18 protein-coding genes are annotated in these 17049 nt (G+C 61.1%); 7 read left to right on the top strand and 11 right to left on the bottom strand.

From position 1 onward, the window contains the following. Positions 1–19: 19 nt before the first annotated feature. Positions 20–1030 (bottom strand): Gfo/Idh/MocA family oxidoreductase, encoded by a 1011-nt coding sequence (locus HW554_RS16990; protein WP_176909771.1) that lies wholly within the window; start codon positions 1028–1030, stop codon positions 20–22. 213 nt (positions 1031–1243) lie between these two features. On the opposite strand from HW554_RS16990, the gene HW554_RS16985 reads away from it, so the two are divergent. From HW554_RS16985 to HW554_RS16960, 6 genes are all read left to right on the top strand, one after another. Continuing rightward, positions 1244–1984 (top strand): class I SAM-dependent methyltransferase, encoded by a 741-nt coding sequence (locus HW554_RS16985; RefSeq protein WP_176909770.1) that lies wholly within the window; start codon positions 1244–1246, stop codon positions 1982–1984. Between the two features lie 46 nt (positions 1985–2030). Then, a complete protein-coding gene (locus HW554_RS16980; RefSeq protein WP_176909769.1) occupies positions 2031–2351 on the top strand; it encodes a hypothetical protein in 321 nt (106 codons plus the stop codon). After that, positions 2351–2518 carry a hypothetical protein gene (locus tag HW554_RS16975; protein ID WP_176909768.1) on the top strand — a complete coding sequence of 56 codons (168 nt, stop codon included), beginning with the start codon at positions 2351–2353 and terminating at the stop codon, positions 2516–2518. The genes HW554_RS16980 and HW554_RS16975 overlap by 1 nt, the downstream gene beginning before the upstream one ends. Before the next feature lie 57 nt (positions 2519–2575). Next, the gene (locus tag HW554_RS16970) at positions 2576–3034 is read left to right on the top strand and encodes a hypothetical protein (protein ID WP_176909767.1); all 459 of its coding nucleotides are present in this window, start codon (positions 2576–2578) and stop codon (positions 3032–3034) included. 170 nt (positions 3035–3204) lie between these two features. Beyond that, complete coding sequence (locus tag HW554_RS16965) at positions 3205–4323, top strand: CaiB/BaiF CoA transferase family protein (RefSeq protein ID WP_246285411.1); 1119 nt, start codon at positions 3205–3207, stop codon at positions 4321–4323. A 131-nt stretch (positions 4324–4454) separates the two neighbouring features. Then, on the top strand, positions 4455–5312 hold the full coding sequence (locus HW554_RS16960) for a hypothetical protein (protein WP_176909766.1): 858 nt from the start codon (positions 4455–4457) through the stop codon (positions 5310–5312). 59 nt (positions 5313–5371) lie between these two features. Here HW554_RS16960 and trpS read toward each other — a convergent pair whose 3' ends face one another. The 9 genes from trpS to HW554_RS16915 form a co-directional block, all read right to left on the bottom strand. Continuing rightward, a complete protein-coding gene (gene trpS, locus HW554_RS16955) occupies positions 5372–6349 on the bottom strand; it encodes a tryptophan--tRNA ligase (RefSeq protein WP_176909765.1) in 978 nt (325 codons plus the stop codon). A 154-nt stretch (positions 6350–6503) separates the two neighbouring features. Continuing rightward, positions 6504–7169, bottom strand: coding sequence for a hypothetical protein (locus HW554_RS16950; RefSeq protein ID WP_176909764.1), 666 nt, complete (start codon positions 7167–7169; stop codon positions 6504–6506). Positions 7170–7180: 11 nt separating this feature from the next. Continuing rightward, a complete protein-coding gene (locus HW554_RS16945) occupies positions 7181–7933 on the bottom strand; it encodes a queuosine precursor transporter (protein ID WP_176909763.1) in 753 nt (250 codons plus the stop codon). A gap of 82 nt (positions 7934–8015) precedes the next feature. Then, the gene (locus tag HW554_RS16940) at positions 8016–8933 is read right to left on the bottom strand and encodes a ribonuclease Z (RefSeq protein ID WP_176909762.1); all 918 of its coding nucleotides are present in this window, start codon (positions 8931–8933) and stop codon (positions 8016–8018) included. 111 nt (positions 8934–9044) lie between these two features. Then, the gene (locus HW554_RS16935; RefSeq protein ID WP_019947928.1) at positions 9045–9419 is read right to left on the bottom strand and encodes an STAS domain-containing protein; all 375 of its coding nucleotides are present in this window, start codon (positions 9417–9419) and stop codon (positions 9045–9047) included. Positions 9420–9521: 102 nt separating this feature from the next. Beyond that, entirely contained in the window at positions 9522–10352 is an 831-nt protein-coding gene (locus HW554_RS16930) for a DUF4198 domain-containing protein (RefSeq protein ID WP_176909761.1), read from the bottom strand. A gap of 55 nt (positions 10353–10407) precedes the next feature. Continuing rightward, complete coding sequence (locus tag HW554_RS16925) at positions 10408–10923, bottom strand: hypothetical protein (protein ID WP_176909760.1); 516 nt, start codon at positions 10921–10923, stop codon at positions 10408–10410. 184 nt (positions 10924–11107) lie between these two features. Continuing rightward, entirely contained in the window at positions 11108–12970 is a 1863-nt protein-coding gene (locus HW554_RS16920; protein WP_176909759.1) for a glycosyltransferase, read from the bottom strand. Between the two features lie 153 nt (positions 12971–13123). Continuing rightward, entirely contained in the window at positions 13124–14980 is a 1857-nt protein-coding gene (locus HW554_RS16915; RefSeq protein WP_246285409.1) for an alpha-amylase family glycosyl hydrolase, read from the bottom strand. Positions 14981–15155: 175 nt separating this feature from the next. Here HW554_RS16915 and HW554_RS16910 point away from each other — a divergent pair, with 175 nt between their 5' ends. Continuing rightward, positions 15156–15545, top strand: a complete 390-nt coding sequence (locus HW554_RS16910; protein ID WP_176909758.1) for a DUF6960 family protein — start codon at positions 15156–15158, stop codon at positions 15543–15545. 101 nt (positions 15546–15646) lie between these two features. Here the strand turns inward: HW554_RS16910 and HW554_RS16905 are convergent, their stop codons facing one another. Continuing rightward, positions 15647–16996: a YfcC family protein gene (locus HW554_RS16905; RefSeq protein WP_176909757.1), complete on the bottom strand. Its 1350-nt coding sequence runs from the start codon at positions 16994–16996 to the stop codon at positions 15647–15649. Positions 16997–17049 lie beyond the last annotated feature (53 nt).

Raw genomic sequence — 17049 nt, 5'->3', positions numbered from 1 at the left:
TAGGGCGGAGATTAGTGCCTTATATCGTCAGTATCTCCAACTGCCAACGGAGCTGTTCGGGGCTTACCGGGAAAGGCTGGCCGTGGCGGATGGTCTGGTACACGGCCTCGAATAGTCCGGTGTAATTACCCGCCGGGGCCGGCAGCTGCTCGGCACTGAACTGGCCCGGCTCGGTGGCCAGCGTGAGGACGCCTGCGGCCCCGGTAGGCTCGTGGCCATAGCTGGCGGCGGTGGGGGAGAGGCCCGCTACCAATTGGTTTTCCTGCACGTCGGCGCGGGTTTTTTGGAACGACCCGGCAGTGCCGTGTAGCACGTAGGCCGGGCCCGGCGCGGCCGTCAGCAACGAGCCGGCCACGAATACGTGCAGGCCTTCGGGGTACTCGAGGTGGGCGTGGAAGTAGTCGTCGACCCGCGAGCCGGGGCGGTGGTGGGCGCGACTGAAACGGTGGCGCAGCGGCCGGCCGAATAGGCTCAGGGCTTGGTCGAGCACGTGGGGGCCGAGGTCGAAGCTGAGGCCGCTGCCGGGTGCGGCGGGGTCTTCCTTGAACTGCTTGGGGTTGAGCGCCAGCTTGTACCTGTCGAAGCGGAAATGCACCTCCGCAAGCTGGCCCAGCCGGCCACTTTCCACCACTTGGCGCACCAGTTGAAAGTCGGAATCCCAACGGCGGTTCTGGTAGGCCAGCAGGTGCCGCTGCTGCTGCCGGGCCAGGGCCAGCAGCTCGTCCAGCTCGGCCACGGTGGTGGCCACCGGCTTTTCAATAAGTACGTGCTTGCCGGCCGCCAGCGCCTGCCGGGCCAGTGCAAAGTGCGTGTCGTTGGGCGTGTTCACTACCACCAGCTCCAGCGCGTCGTCGGCCAGCAATTCGGCCACCGTATTGTAGCTGCTGATGCCAGGGTAGGAGTCGGCGGCAGCTTTATGGCTGCGCTCCACCACGGCTTGCAGCGCAAAGTGTGGGCTAGCCTGCAGAAAGGGCGCGTGGAAAACACGGCCGGACATACCGTAGGCCAGCAGGCCAGTTTGGATGGGCATAGTCTAGTTGTCAGTTGCTGGTTGTCAGTTGTCAGTAAAGAACGTCATTCAGAGCGAAGCGAAGAATCTCGCGTGCTGACGTTCAAATGCAGCTCAGCAACCTCACGCGAGATTCTTCGCTTCGCTCTGAATGACGTTCTTTACTGACAACTGACAACTGACAACTGACAACTGACAACCAGCAACTGACAACCAGCAACTGACAACCAGCCCATGCTCGACCGATTCTCCGCTCAGGCTAAACTGTACGCCCGCTACCGCATCAGCTACCCGCCGGAGCTGTATGCGTGGCTGCTGCCGCAGGTGACGGCCCGCGCCCGCGCCTGGGACTGCGCCACCGACAACGGGCAGGTAGCGGCGGCGCTGGCCGGGTATTTCGGGCGGGTGGCGGCCACGGATATCAGCGCGGCCCAGCTGGCCGAAGCCCCGGCGCTGCCCAACGTGGACTACCAAATCAGTAGGGCCGAAAACACGCCTTTCGCGGCCGGGAGCTTCGATTTGATAACTGTGGCTCAGGCCCTGCACTGGCTGGAGCCCGCCGCTTTCCACCAGGAAGCGCTGCGGGTGCTGCGGCCCGGGGGCGTGCTGGCCGAGTGGGGCTACAAGTTCTGCCACTCCGAAAACCCTGCGCTCAATGAGGCGCTAAATCGGTTCCACAACGAAACCGCGGGCCCCTACTGGGATACCAACCGCCAGCACATCGAGGAGGAGTACGCCCGCATTCCGTTCCCGTTTGCCGGCGTGCAGCGCGCGGGTTTCGAGGTGCGGCGGCAGTGGCGAGTGGCCGATATGCTGGGCTACCTGCGTTCCTGGTCGGCCGTTGCCAACTATGCCCGCCAGCACCACGGCGCCGATTTAGTAGCCTCGGTGGCCGACGAGCTGACGGGCTTGTGGGGCCCGGGCGAGCAAACCATTACGTTTCCGGTATTCGGGCGGCTGGGCGTGAGGGAATAAAAGGCGGTGCCGGCCGTTAGCACCCCGTATTTCCTGTACTATACCTATGGATTTTGCTGTGTACCGCCGGGCGGTGGTTCTGTTTTACCGGCAGCTGTTGCCGCTCACCAGTTTGGGTTCTGGGCTGGTTCTGGGCTCTGCGGTGATGTTTGGAAACTGGCCACTGCCGCTGAACACAAGCGTCGTGCTGATGAAGCTGAGCACCTTTCCGCTGATCTGGTACATCGGGCAGCGCACATGGCCCAACCAGCACTGGTTCTACCGCAACCTGCACCTGGCCCAATGGCAGTTGTGGGCCCCGCTGGTGGTGTTCGATACGGCAGGCTTTGCCCTGCTGGTCGGCCTCATTCGCCAACTAGCTGCCTGATGCCTGCCTGTCCTAATTCCGTGCCCGCACCTGGTGCGCCGCATGTACTCGAAGCCGACGGCATCCAACTCAAATTCGGCAACCGGGTGCTGCTATCGGATGTGTACTTGCGGGTGCAAACCGGGCAGGTAGTGGGCCTGCTGGGCCGCAACGGCTGCGGCAAATAAACCGTATTCGGGGCCCGGCCGGTAGCCGATGCCTCGGTGCGCTTAAACGGGCGGCGGATGGTGCCGGCCTACCGCCAGCCGGGCCTGCTCAACTACCTACCCCAGACGCCGCTGCTGCCGCCCCAACTCAAGCTGGCCGCGGCGGCCCAACTGCTTGGGCTAGATGCCGCCGCGGCGCTACGCGACTTTCCGGAACTGCTGGCTCAGCTAAACCAGCCGGCTGGCGAGCTATCGGGCGGCACCGCGCGGCTCGTGGAGGTGCTGTTGCTGCTGCACGCCAACACCCAATTCACGCTCCTCGATGAGCCTTTCACCGGCGTAATGCCCGTACACACAGAAGTTCTGACCGAAGTGATGCGCCGCGTGAAGCGGCGCAAGGGCCTACTGCTCACCGACCACCGCTACGAGGAAGTGCTGGCCCTCTGCGACGTGGTGTACCTGCTGCACGACGGCCGCCTGGAACTGCTGGCTAACCCCCGCGAGGGCCTGCGCAACCGGGGGTATAGTAGCGGGTGAGTGATTAGCAGTGAGAGTAGAAAGGAAAAAGCCCGTCATTCTGAGCATGTGGCGCATAGAGCCAGTGTCCAAAGAATCTATACCGCTTCGTTGCCGCCGCTATGATTACCATTGCGGTAGAGATTCTTCGACTACGCTCAGCATGACATTCCAAACTTAATCCTTTCTCAATGACGGACCTTCCGCTACATGGCCTGCGCGTGCTGGAGCTGGCTTCGGTGCTGGCCGGGCCCCAGGTGGGCCAGTTTCTGGCCGAGCTGGGAGCCGAAGTGCTGAAAATAGAAGCGCCGGCCGGCGACGTGACCCGCACCTGGCGCACGGCCGCCGAAGTGCCCGATGCCCCGGTTTCGGCCTATTTCAGCGCGGTCAACTGGGGCAAAACCAGCCGCGTACTCGACCTGACTACCGCTGCCGGCCAGGCAGAGCTGCACGCGCTGGCCGCCGGGGCCGACATCGTGCTGGCCTCCTACAAACCCGGCGACGCCGAGAAGCTGGGAGCCGATTACGCCACGCTTGCGGCCCTGAACCCGCGGCTGCTGTACGGATCCATTACTGGCTACGGGCCCGCCAGCCCCCGAGCTGGCTACGACGCCGTGCTCCAGGCCGAAGCCGGTTTTATGCACCTGAACGCCGCCGGCCCGGGGCAGCCGGCCCAGAAAATGCCGGTAGCCCTCATCGACTTGCTCACGGCCCACCAGCTAAAGGAAGCCCTGCTGCTGGCTCTCTACCAGCGCGAGCGAACCGGCCGCGGCGCGTTGCTCGAAGTATCGTTGCACGATAGCGCGCTGGCCTCGCTGGTCAACCAGGGCACGGCCTGGCTGGTAACGGGCCACGAGCCGCAGCCGCTGGGCTCGGGCCACCCCAGCATTGTGCCCTATGGTACCGTGTACACCGCCGCCGACGGCACCCAATTGCTGCTGGCCGTGGGCTCCGATGGGCAGTTTCGTCAGCTTTGTGCTGTGCTTTCCCGGCCTGCCTGGGCCACCAATGCCCGCTTCAGCACCAACCCCGCCCGCGTAGCTCACCGCCACGAGCTGGAGGAGCTGCTAAGCCAGCGGATAGCGCAGGTAAGCGGCGCAGCGCTGCTGCTGGAGTTGGAAAAGTGCGCCGTGCCAGCCGGAGCCGTGCGTACGGTGGGGGAGGCGCTTAGCCAACCCGCGGCCCGCGCCATGCTGCTGCCGCCCACGGCCGGTTTTCCGCACCAGGGCCTGCGCACAGTGGCTTTTCGGTGCAGTGCCTGGTCCGTAGCGGACGCGCTGCCCGGGCCACCGGTGTTAGGCCATAGGTAAATTACCGGGCCCCGTTTTGTGAACGGAATGACTGGTCGGCTGCACCAAGAATCGTGGCTTTTGCGTAAGTAGGACATTCCCACCTGATTTTCATCCGCGCTTCCAGTCGCGCCTCAACTTTTCTCTGCTGCATGGACGACGAAATTTCCCGCCCCACCAAGCTCACCCGCTCCCTGGGCCCACCGCCCACCAGTGCCCGCAAGCCCATTCGTACAACGGCCGATGCCAATCTGGCCGGCGCGCCCAACACCGACGGGCTGGTACCCCAGGCCCCCGGCGACCCGGCCGCTGCTCCCGCCGACCGCCTCAACCAGATTTTTGAGGGGCTGCGGCAGAAATCCTCAGCCAAGCAGGCAATCTACCGTCAGACGCAATCAACTTTCGAGCTGCTGCGGCAGGCCTCGCAGCTGCTGGTTGAGGAGCTCAGCAGCAAGGTGGCCACCGTCGATGCGTCGGTGATGATCGAGTACCGGCCTGTCAATGAGATGGAGTTTCACATCCGCTTCAGCGGCGATTTGCTGGTGTTTGTGCTGCACTCCAACATCGTTACTTTCCCCGACGATTACGGCCCAATGCCCACCAAATACGTGGAGGAGGACTTTCGGCGACGGTTTTTCGGCCACATCATGGCCTACAACTTTATGGCCGACAGCATCAAATACCAGCGCCTCAACGACCCGGGCTACCTGGTGGGCCGCCTGCTCATCAACATCGACCAGCACTATTACCTCGAAGGTGTGCAGCAGCTCGAACTACCCGACAACGACATGTCGGACAATGTGGTGACGGAAGACGCGCTGCGCCTGTTCGTGGAAAGCGCCATGATTGCGGCCGTCAACAACGACCTGATTGCCCCGCCCATGACCGATATCCAGAAAATTACCGTTAAGCAGAAGCTGGAAAACCAGCAGGTGAGCCGGGGCAGCAAAGTTGGATTCAGCTTTGGCAACCAGCAAAAGCCCCATAACATCGACGGCCTGCAGTACTGATTTCAGCAGTAAGCGGCCTGCCATCCTGCGCTGATAAAGGATGACAGGCCGCTTGTTGGTTACCGCGGCGAGTAGCCCACTTTTTCGCGCACCTTATTGAGGACGCCCGAGCCGTACGCCTGGGCTTTGCGGGCGCCTTCGGCCAGTTTTTTGTCCACTTCGGGCAGGTTTTGGCTGTAGAAGGTAAACTGCTCGCGCTCTTGAGCAAAGCGGGTGCGGATGGCCTCGAACAGCGCCTGTTTGGCATGGCCGTAGCCGTAACCGCCGTTGAGGTAGTTCTGGCGCATTTCGGCCACTTGGTCGGCGTTGGCTACCAGCGAAAATAGCTTGAAGGTGGTGTCGGTATCGGGGTTTTTGGGCGCTTCGAGCGGGGTGCTGTCCGAAACGATGGTCTTGATGTTTTTGAGCAGCGTTTTGTCGTCCACGAAAATATCGATGGTATTGCCGTAGCTCTTGCTCATCTTCTGACCATCAACGCCGGGCACCAGCATCACTTGCTCATCTACGCGCGGCCGGGGCAGCACCAGGGTTTCGCCGTAGCGGCTGTTGAAGGCCTGGGCCATGTCGCGGGCAATTTCGAGGTGCTGCACCTGGTCTTTGCCCACCGGCACTATTTCGGCATCGTAGAGCAGGATGTCGGCGGCCATGAGCACGGGGTACGTGAACAGGCCCGCATTCACGTCGCTCAGCCGGTCGCTCTTATCCTTGAAGCTGTGCGCGTTGGCCAGCATCGGGTAGGGCGTGAAGCAGCTTAGATACCAGGTCAGCTCCGTTACCTGCGGCACATCCGACTGCCGGTAGAACAGGTTCTTATCGGTATCGAAACCGCAGGCCAGCCAGGCGGCGGCCACGGCGTAGGTGTTTTCGCGTAGCAGCGCCGCGTCGCGCACGGTGGTAAGCGAGTGCAGATCGGCAATGAAATACAGCGAGTCGTTGGCCGGGTTTTTCGACAGCTCGATGGCGGGCAGAATGGCACCAAGCAGGTTGCCCAAATGGGGGCGGCCAGTGCTCTGGATTCCGGTAAGGATGCGGGACATGAGTCTTAAGGTATTAGCCAGCAGCGGTTAGCCGTTAGCCTGATGTTGTAAGTAAGTATGCATGCAGAATGTGGCGCATCTACCATTTATTCTCCGAATTGCTCATCAGCTGATTCAGGTTTCAACGGATGGTAGTTGCTGGGGCGGGCTGACTCTAATCCAAATCCGAGGGCTTCGCGATAGGGCCATCAAAGGGCCTGCCTGTATTAATGGCCCGGACAAAGAAAGCGAGGTTGTCGATGGATATTTTCTTCTCATCCAAGAGCTGCAGCAGGTCCGGGCGGGTGGTAACGTAGGGGGCCAGCGCTTCGCGAAACTTTTTACCCGCGCCCAAGTGCTTTCCTATTCCCGAAGAAGCATCGTAGGGAATGGTAAGCGGCCGCTCCTCGGCCCCGGTTCGGGCAAGCAATAGCGCAGGAAGGCGGCTGCCGTCGTGAAGGTAGCCGTTGTCGTAGCGCATCAGGCAAAAGGTACCGCTGTCGAGGAGCTGCACGAAAACTGGCCTTTTTATTTCCAGGTAGCCAAACGTGTTTTTTATGCTGAAATCCTGGAGGGCAATGAACCGCTGTTTGGCCGTGCGTACATAGTACACCTCTTCTGGTTTCCATTTGCTGACCTTACCCTGCTCATCTTTGGCAACCAATTGGCTTGCGTAAACCTTGAGCCTGGCCGGATACTGCCTGATTCGGTTATCCGTGAGAATGTAGTACCCCGGTTCACCAGGGCCAATAATAATCGTATTGTCGCCTGTTTGTGCCCGCGCTTCCAGCATTAATCCACTGATTAGAAGAATGGAAGCCAGCAAAAAAATACGCATCATACTAAAGGGCTTTACACGCTGATATCAGCTTCCGCCTGCTCCTGTAGCGCCTCTGTTTCCTCGCGGCCCAGGTATCGGTCGATGACATAGTGGGCGAGGTAGAGCACGGGCGTGAGCAGAACGGCTGCCGCAAATTTATACCAGTAATTGGTGTTGGCTACAGCCAGCACTTGGTCCAGCGTCCAGTTACCGAACACATAAAAAGCCACGAACAGCACGACCACCGAATCGACGAGCTGGGAGACGAGCGTGGAGCCGGTGGCCCGCAGCCAGACGTAACGTCCGCCTGCCACGCGCCGGAACCACTGAAAGATGCTGGCATCGAGCAGCTGCCCGATAACAAAGGCCACGAGCGAGCCGATGATAATGCCCAGCCCCTGCCGAAAAATGCTGTGGTAAGCAAAATCGATGTTGAATGGCCGGCCCTGCGAATCGGTGCTGTTTACATCGAGCCAGAACTGGGCCGGCGGCAGCTCGGTCGTAGCCAGAATTACGAGGAAGGCGTACAGAATGAGACCCACCGTGAGGAAGCTGATGCGCAGCACGCCCGCACGCCCAAAGTACTCGTTGATGATGTCGGTGGTGATGAATACCACGGGCCAGATGATGACGCCCGCCGTGAGGTTGCCGGGCAGCCCCATCAGCTTATCCACCGAAAAAATCTTCACTCCAATAATTTCGGCCAGCAGCGCATTCACGATAAAAATACCGCTGAGCACTAGGTAGAGCTGCTGTTTTTTGTGCGCGAAGGTTTTGGCGGGCATGGGGGAGCAGGAGGGTACGAAGAAGGTTGAAGGACAAAACAAGCATGACGGGCTGCTTTAGCTTCTTGCGGTTTCCGGGCCCTTACTCAGCCACCGAGAACGTGCTGCCTTCCACGGCCAAGCTGGTCCAGGGGAACTGGGTGCGGGCCTCGGCTAGCAGCGGCTCCAAGTCGCGGTAGCGGCTGCTGAAGTGGCCGATGAGCAGGCGCTGCACCTCGGCGCGGCGGGCCAGTAGTCCGGCCTGGCGGGCGGTGCTGTGGTGGGTAATGGCCGCCCGCTCCCGCATATCGTCCAGAAACGTGGCCTCGTGGTAAAGTAAGTCTACGCCCTGCACCAGTTCGGCCAGGGTTTCGGTGTAGAGCGTATCGGAGCAGAAGGCGTAGCTGCGGGCGCGTTTGGGCTCGGTGGTAACGGCTGCATTGAGGGCCAGCACCTGGCCGGATTCGTCGCGTACATCTTCGCCCAGCGTGAGGGCCGTGAGCTGGGCGGGCGTAAGGCCGGCGGGTAGCTGCCCGGCCAGCAACCGGCGGCGCTTGGGTTTCTCGCGGAACAGGTAGCCGCAGCACGGAATGCGGTGGCGCATGGGCAGCGTATGCACCGTGAGGTTTTTATCCTCGAAAATAAGATGGTGCGCGGTGGTGTCGACGGCCGTGAATTCGAGCGTGAAGTTGAGGTGGGTGTGCGAGTGCCGGAACTGGGTGGTGAGAATTTCGTCGAGGCCGGCCGGGCCGAAAAGGTGCAGCGGCTCGGTGCGGCCGGTTAGGTTCATGGTGCCCAGCAGCCCGAACAGCCCGAAAAAATGGTCGCCGTGCAGGTGGCTGATGAAGATATTCTGCAGCCGCTGGGGCCGCAGCTTGTACTCCAGCAGCCGCCGCTGGGTGCCCTCGCCGCAGTCGATGAGGTAGGGCATGCCGTTCACGTTCAGCACCTGGGCCGTGTGGTGGCGGTCGAGAAACGGGGTGGCCGAGGCGCTGCCGAGGATTTTCAGCTCAAACTCCATAGGGTGAATAAGGCTACAAGCTATAAGCTGCAAGCTGTAAGCTTTGGTTCTGAGAACGAGTCGGCAGAACGAAGGCTTGCAGCTTGCAGCTTATAGCTTGCAGCCAAAAAATTACTCCTTGCTGGTGAGGTCGCGCTCGATGGCGTGCAGGAAGATGCGGTCGATACCTTCTTCTACGGTGGGCAGAATGTGCAGTACCGATTCGAGCTTGCTGATGGTGATGAGCTTCATTACGTGGTCCTGCAGGCCAGTCATTACCAGCAGGCCGCCGGTCGAGTTGCACAGGCGGTTGGCAATCAGGATGGAGCTCAGGCCCGACGAATCGGTGTATTTCACGTTGCTCAGGTCCAGAATCAGGTTGTTAATGCCCTCGGCATTGAGCTTCACGAATTCCGACTTCAAATCGGGCGCGACAGTGGTGTCGAGCTTTTTCTCGTCAATCGTGATGATAGTGTAGGTTTCTTTTTTATCGATGGAGTACTTCATACCGCAGGTCGGTTCGGTTGTTTTGGGAGTAGTTGCGAAGGTAGCAAAAAAAGCCGTTGGGCGTAAACCCGGAGTGAATGCCGAAAAAGCTGGCTTTCGGATTTAATACCGGGTTTTTCCCGGTACCCCGAAGGTCAACGTGCTCCACGTACTCTGCCAGTCGGCCCCGGAAGCGGCCAGTGCGCTTTCCATGTGCACGGTGCTGACAAGATACTGGCCAGGGCCGGACAAATGTAACAACACCCGACCGTTTTGGTTGCTGCGAAGTTTCTGCAGCAGCGCCCGGGGCTGGGCACCACGCCGCCACAGGAGCACCAACTGGCCCGGCACCGGCTGGCCGGCCCGCAGCACGCGCACTGTGAGTGCGCCCTCAGGACCCAGGGTGTAGGGGTTCTGCTCGGGCACCAACTCCAGCGGTAGGCCCACCGGCCGGGCCCAGGCGCTGGCCGTATCGGTGGGGGAGGGCGGGCCGGCCTGCACCAGGGTTTTAGCACAGCGCCGGTAGGCCTCGCGGCCGGGCTGGTCGGTGTGGCCCCGCTGCTCGCGCAGGGCCAGCACGTTGTCGAGGCCCTCCTGGTGCAGATAAGCAGAGAACTTATCGGCCTCCAGCGTGATGAGGGCGTTGTTGGTGACCAGCGCCACAAGGTGGGTGCCGGGCTGGCGCAGCGTAACGGTGCTTTGGATGGTATCGGGAGTGGCGGCAGCAGCCAGCAAATCGGTGGGGGCCGCGCCGGGGGCGTAGTGCCGCAGTAGCTCCAGGCGGGCGCGGCGGCCGCCCCAGGGCTGGCCTTGGAAATCTTCGCCAGCCAGCCGCCGCAGGTGTATGCGCGTGCCGGGGGCCACTACAAACCGCGCCGGCTCCAGCCAGAACTCGCCGGCCAGCCCTGCCGTGGCGGCCATCAGCAGCAGCAGAACCGGAAGGGCGCGTTTCATGGGGCGAGTGGCAATGGGAGCGGGAATGTCTGCACCGGTAGTAAGGCTTCTGGGCCTACAAATGCTTGCGCCGCGCCTCAATAAAAGCAACAAGTTGCCGCTGCTTGTTAATTAAAATGACCCCTATTACTACTTTTACAATCGTGAGTAATAAATAGTCCGAAATATCAGAATTCCTTTCGCCAATATTTCGCTCCTGTGCATACATGAATAACAAGCGACATAGGTTTGGGATTTCGGTAGATAATATTAAGCCACCTATAACGAAAATAGCAATACTTAATACCGTAGAGCGGTGTATTGCCAAGGGTAGTACGTTCGGGATTCCTTCAGTAAGACGCAACTTATCTACCAACCATTCGGCTCGATAGATAAAGAAATATAATAGAACGATATATATTCCTATACCTACCACTACTGACATTAAAGCCATTAGCTTCAGTGAAGGATCGTCAGTTAAACCAAATGAACTAAGCAAAGGCATAACCCCTGCTGAGCTTATTACTAAATCCTTGAAGAAGAACAGTCCAATAATCCTCAGGATGATAATGAATAGGTCACGAGTAGTCATGGGAGGTAACGCTGAAATAAAAGATTCGCAAAAAAGGATAATTATTTGGTGAGATTATACTGCCACCCTATAAATGAAATATACTGAATGAGTGTCATATAATTTTCAGGCCAATCCGCAGGTTAAGGGCCACGGCAGATTAGCCTGAAAAGTGCCAAAAGTAGATACTATATTTCCCTACTCGTTATGCGAAGCCACCACGCTCCAGGGCCAGCTGGTAGGCGTGTTCGTAGTACACGCGCAGGTTTTTCCAGTCGAATATTTCGGCCGAGCTTTCCACATTGTTGCGTTGCATGATTCGCTCGCGGCGGTTAAGCTGCACGAATTCCCAGAGCATGTCGGTGAGTTCCTCGGCGGCTTCGTCGAAGCTCTTTTCCTGGCGGTGCACCACAAAAATACCCTGCTCGATGTGGGCCGGCACGTTCTGCAGCACGTAGTCGCCGAAGCCTGATAGGTCGGAGGTAATGGCCGGTACGCCGCGGGCCACGCACTCAAGCGGCGTGTAGCCCCAGGGCTCGTAGTAGCTCGGGAACACGCCCAGGTGGCAGCCGCGCACAAACTGGCCATACTCCATGCCAAACAGGGGCGAGGTAGGCGACACAAAATCGGGGTGGTAGACGATTTTCACCCGGTCGTGCTGGTTGTTTACCAGGTTGGCGCGGCGTAGGAAGTTGAGGATGTCGTCGTTCTGGTCGTCGACGAGGTTGTGGGTGATGACGGGGGGCAGCGCGTTGGTTTTCCAGCTTTGCAGGGTGCGGCGGTAGCGCAGGCGCCAGTAATCGTCCACCATGGTGCTCAGGTCGGGCAGGCGGTTGTCGTCGGAGGCAGCGGCGGCGGCATAAAACAGCCGCTCGCCCACCTGCCGCTCAATGGCCTCGCAGGTTTCGCGCACTTCTTCCAGCACGGCCCGGTTTTGCAGTACCTGCGGGTTGATGCTGGTGAAGGGCCGCTTGGTGATAAAGAACATCACTACGTTGCCCTCCAGGCCGCTTTGCTGCAGGCGGTAGTTGAGCCGGGCCAGGGCCTCCAGCGTGAGGTCGAAACCCTTGTTGTGGTACTCGTAGCGCCCGCTCGTGAACAGGTACAGCGTCTTGTCGAGGTCGAAGGAATAGCTCTGGAAGAAGTGGGCCATCACGAACTCGTGGATCTTGGCCTTGTACTGCTGGTGCAGGTTCTGGAACTCGTGCAGGGCCACGAACCGCTCGATGTTGAGGCCGTTGGGCAGCACGGCATCCGGAATCCGGTCGAGCAGGTAAATACACTCGCGCACCGTTAGCTCGCTTACTGTGGTGAACACGTGCGCCCCGTGGGCGGCGGCGCGCTCCATCGTTACGGCCGCCTCGATGTTGAAGCGCCGGGCCTCCGCCAGCCAGTCCACCTGCATGAGGTGGTCGTAGAAGTTGGGGTCGTTCATGGCCAGGTAGCGGCCCAGCAGCGTGGCATGCGTGGTAAACACCAGATGCACCGGCACCTGCTCGCGGCGCAGGGCCGGAATGGCCACGCCCGTCATCCACTCGTGGAAGTGCGCAATCAGCCGCTGGGGTGGGGCGGTTTCGGCAGCCAGTAGCTGCAGAAACACCTTCGCCAGCTCGCCGAAGGCCACTACCTGATGCAGCAAATCGTCGGCGGCGGGTACCGGCAGGCCGTGGTGCTCCCAGAGGTCGGCCTTTAGGGCATCGAGCCGCGGGTACGCCTGAAATGGGTCGATGAGCACCACGCGGGGGCGGCCCGTTACGAGCCATGTGCCCAGCTGCACGCTGTAGCCCAGTGCCCGCATGGCCTCCACAGCCCGGCTAAACGGGTCGTCGGAAGAAGCCAGCTGCTCGTCGTCGGGCTCAAACTCGCCCTGGGCCTGCTGCGGAAAGTAGGGGCCCAGCAGGCAATACTGCCCGCCCCACACCTGCCGGGTGGCGGGCACTTTGCTGCGGATAACGGTGTAAATGCCGCCCACCTGGTTGCAGACTTCCCAGGCCACCTCCACCAGCAGGGTATCGGCAACAGTGGCAGCAACAGAAGCAGAAACGGGAACAGACGAGGAAGTGGACATTGGCAAAAAACCGGGTGGGAGAGACAGCAATATAGCTTTTTGAGCCAGTAGCCGACTGCTATTGGCAGGCCAGATTCATTTTGACAAGTGCTGCTGCGGCCCGAAAAGATAGGCCGACCGGTAGCTACTGGCTAGCTGGCAGCCACTTAGGCGCTAAGGCTCCTGCGAGAGCACCAGAACCGAGTAGGGGGCCAGGCCAAAGGTGCCATGGAAGGGCTGGTCGTCGTAGATGCCGGCTTCGGCCTCGCAGTCCACGCTTTCGAAGTTGCCGAACTCGTGGTCGTAGCCTTCCCAATCGGAGTTGAAGCGCACATGCCAGCGGCCCGAGCGGGGCAGGCCAATGCGGTAGCTGTCGTGGCTCTGGTCGGCGAAGTTGCACAACACTACCGTTGTGTCGCCCGGCCCGCCCTGGTCGCGGCGGATGAAGGCCAGCACCTTCTGCTCGTCGTTGAGGTGATGCACTTCGGCGTGCTGGCCCAGCAGGCCGCGGGTGCGGCCCCCAAAGTTGCGGCGTAGCGCAATCAGGTCGCGGTAGAGGTGTACCAAGCCGGCGTGTTCTTCGGCGCGGGCCCAGTCGAGGGGCTGGTCGTCGGAAAACGAGCCGTCGGCCAGCATAGTCTGGCCCTGAAAAATCATCGGGATGCCGGGTACCGTGAGCACCAGCGCCGCGCCCAGCGTCGAGCGTTTTTTGGGGAACCAGGAGGCCGCTTCGCCGGGCATAATCTCTTCGGGCACCCGGGCCTTGCCGTTGGCCACTTCGTCGTGGCTTTCGGTGTACACCACTCGTTGGAACGACTCGCCGTTGTAGCGGTGCAGCACTGCCTCGGCCACGGCCGCCATGCTGCGGTCGGCGTCGTCGGGTGTGGTCAGCGCGTCGCGGACGGGGTACACGAAGCGGGCATCCCACTGGCTCGAAAAGCCCTGGCCGTCCTGTTCGGGGGCGCGGGTGATGTATTCATCGCCCAGCAAATCCTCGGCAATCATGATTTTCCAGGGCATTTTTGCCCGCACCTCCTCGTTTATCCAGCGCATCAGGCTCCAGCCGTCGGGCAGGTCGTGGGCCGGGTCGGTGGTGCCGTTTACGTTGCGGATGTGGGCAATGGCGTCGCAACGCAGCCCGTCGAGGCGGTAGTCTTCGAGCCACATCAGCACGTTGTCGCGAATGTAGTGGCGCACGGCTTCGCGGCCGTAGTCGGGGCGGTTGTGGCCCCAGGGCGTTTCGGCCCGCCAGTCGTTGTAGAAGTAGATGCCGCCGCCGTCGTTTTCCTGCCAGCCATCAAACTGCCACAAGTCCAGGTCGCCGGGCCCGAAATGGTTGTACACCACGTCCAGGATTACAGCAATGCCGCGGCGGTGGGCCTGCTTGATGAACTCCTGAAAACCGGCCGGCCCACCGTAGTCGCCATCGATGGCAAATGGATGAGCGGGGTTGTAGCCCCAGCTCAGCTTGCCCGGAAAGGCTGCCGCGGGCATAATTTCCACGGCGTTGATGCCCAGGTCGCGCAGGTAGTCGAGCTTTTCCACGGCATCGTAAAACGTGCCGGGTTGCCCGGGGGTGGGCGTGTAGAAGGTGCCGATGTGCAGCTCGTAAATCACCAGCTCATTCCAGGCCGGCATCTGAAACGCATCATCTTCCCAGTCGAAATTGGGGTCCACTACCACCGAGTTGCCGGCCGAATGAGTTACCTGACGAGCGTAGGGGTCGTTTTTAGTTTGCTCGCCGTGGGGCGTTAGCAGGTGGAATTTGTACTCGGTACCGGGGCCAAGGTCGGCGAAATCGGCAGCCCAGTAGCCTTCGTCTTCGGCAGCGAGCGGGTGGGTGGTCGCGTTCCAGTCGTTGAACGGGCCTACCAGGGATACGGCGGTAGCGGCCGGCGCCCACACCCGGAACGTGGTGCCGCCAGCGTGGGGCCGGGCACCCATACCACCCGCCACGGTGGGGGTAGTAGAGGCAGCCGAGTTGGGGACGGCCGGAGTGGAAGCAGGGGTGGTAGTAGCGGTTACTGGCATAAAAAACATCGGAAAAGCCGCCACCGGAAAGCGGGGCGACTGATGCTTCTTTACTGCCCCGGTTAAAGGAAAGTTGCTGGCCGGCCCGCCCGGGCGCGTAGCTTTGCCGGAAACCCCCACGCCCCGGTACGGGTTATAAGGGCCCTTTATATCTTCAATTTTAACTCCTGACGCTGTGCCCCGACCCAAACCCGTGGTGTTTGGCCTCTACGGCTGGACGCCCGAATACGGCTACTCCTACATTCACCCCGCCAACCGCCGCTCCTTCGAGTGGCTGGAACCGCTGGGTAAAGTGTTCGAGAAAATCGACGAAACCGACGACTGGATTATCCTGCGCTACGACGAGCAGCAGTTCTTCGTCAGCTCCGAGCTGTTTAAGGAGCTCTACCAGAAACCGGCCTTCAGCTTCGGCGACCAGGTGCGCACCACGGCCCCACCCGCCCACCAGGGCCTCATTTCCGACGTGTTTTTTGACGAGCGCGCTGATGCGTTCCAATTCCAGTTGGTGGAGAAAAAGCGTAAAGTGCAGCGGGTGTTTGAGACGGCAGAACTGGCTATTGAGTAGGTAATTAGAAGGCGGAGGGCGCTGTAGGGGCGGGGACAAGCCCCGCCCCTACAGCGTGCCGACATCCTTGCGCCGTACTGTGCTTTGTTGCGAACTGAATCCTAAATCCCTACTGCAATGCCGATTATCACGGCCAGCGCGCCTAGGGCCAGTAGCAGCAGGTAGAGCGGGAAGGCGAACTTCCACCACTCATCGAACCGCACGCCGCAGGCGGCCACAATAGCCACCAATGCGCCGTTGGTGGGGGTTATCAGCTCGCAGAGGCCGGCACCGTACTGGTAGGCCAGCACCGTAACCTGGCGTGAGAGGCCGATAAGGTCGGAGAGGGGCACGAGCAGCGGCATGGTGAGCACGGCCTGGCCGCTGACGGATGGTACCGGCAGGTGCAGCGCCGTGTGGACGCCCATCATGCCCAGGGCCGCCACCCAGGCGGGCAGCCCGGCCAGCGGTGCCGAGAGGCCGTTGACGATGGTATCGACAATTTGGCCCTGCTCCAGCACCACGAAAATGGCGCGGGCAAAACCAATCAGTAGGGCCGAAAAGGCAATGTCGCGGAAGCCGGCAATAAAGCCCTCGGCCGTGCCCGTGAGGCCCAGGCCGCCCACAAGGCCAGCCACCACGCCCATTGTAAAGAACAGGGCGGCCATCTGCTCGAAGTCCCAGCCCAGCTTGAGTACGCCATAGGCGAAAAATGCGAAGCCGCCCAGTAGCAGCGCCAGCACCAGACCGTGGTTGCGGCCCGTTACGAGCGTGCCGTTGGGGTCGGCTTGCTCGCTGGTTTCGGGCACTATGCGGTGGCGTTGGGCGTAGCGCACGGTGCCGCCAATCCAGATAACGAGGGCCAGCAGCAGAAATACCAGCCGGAAGCCGCCGCCCGACAGCAGCGGCAGCTGCGCCAGTTTCTGGGCAATGCCTACCTGAAACGGGTTGAGCGGACTGAACGCCGCGCCCACCGCCGCCGAGCCGATACTCACGGCGGCGGCCGTTACCACCGGGTAGCCGATGCGGCGCATCAGAATCAGGAGCACCGGCACCAGCGGCACGATTTCCTCCTGCATATTCTCCAGCGCGCCCATGGTGGCAAACAGCACCGAGATGATGGGAATGACCACCGCCTCGCGCCCCCGGAATTTCTCCAGCAGCCAGTCGACGCCCCGGCGTAGCGCGCCCGTCAGGTCCACGACCGTGAAAGCCCCGCCGGCCAGGAACACCAGGAAAATTACGGCGGCCGCATCTACCAGACCCTTCGGAACTGCCACCAGGGCCTGCAGGGGGCTGACCGGCGTAGCCGGCACGCGGTGGTAGGAGCCGGGCACTACCACCTCGCGGCCGGTGGCGGCATCGGGGAGGCGCTCGAACACGCCGGCTGGCAGCACGTAGCTCAGCGCGCAGGCCAGCAGAATAAAGCCCACCAACAATACCAGCGGGTGCGGAAACCGAATCGTCTTCATGCCGCGAAGGTAGGAAGTGAGGGGATTATTAGGGGAAGAGGAACGTCATTCAG

The sequence above is a fragment of the Hymenobacter lapidiphilus genome, from assembly GCF_013377885.1.
Classification (GTDB): domain Bacteria; phylum Bacteroidota; class Bacteroidia; order Cytophagales; family Hymenobacteraceae; genus Hymenobacter; species Hymenobacter lapidiphilus.
Note: the sequence above shows the minus strand (reverse complement) of the source record. Positions and strands in the feature narration are given on the sequence as shown.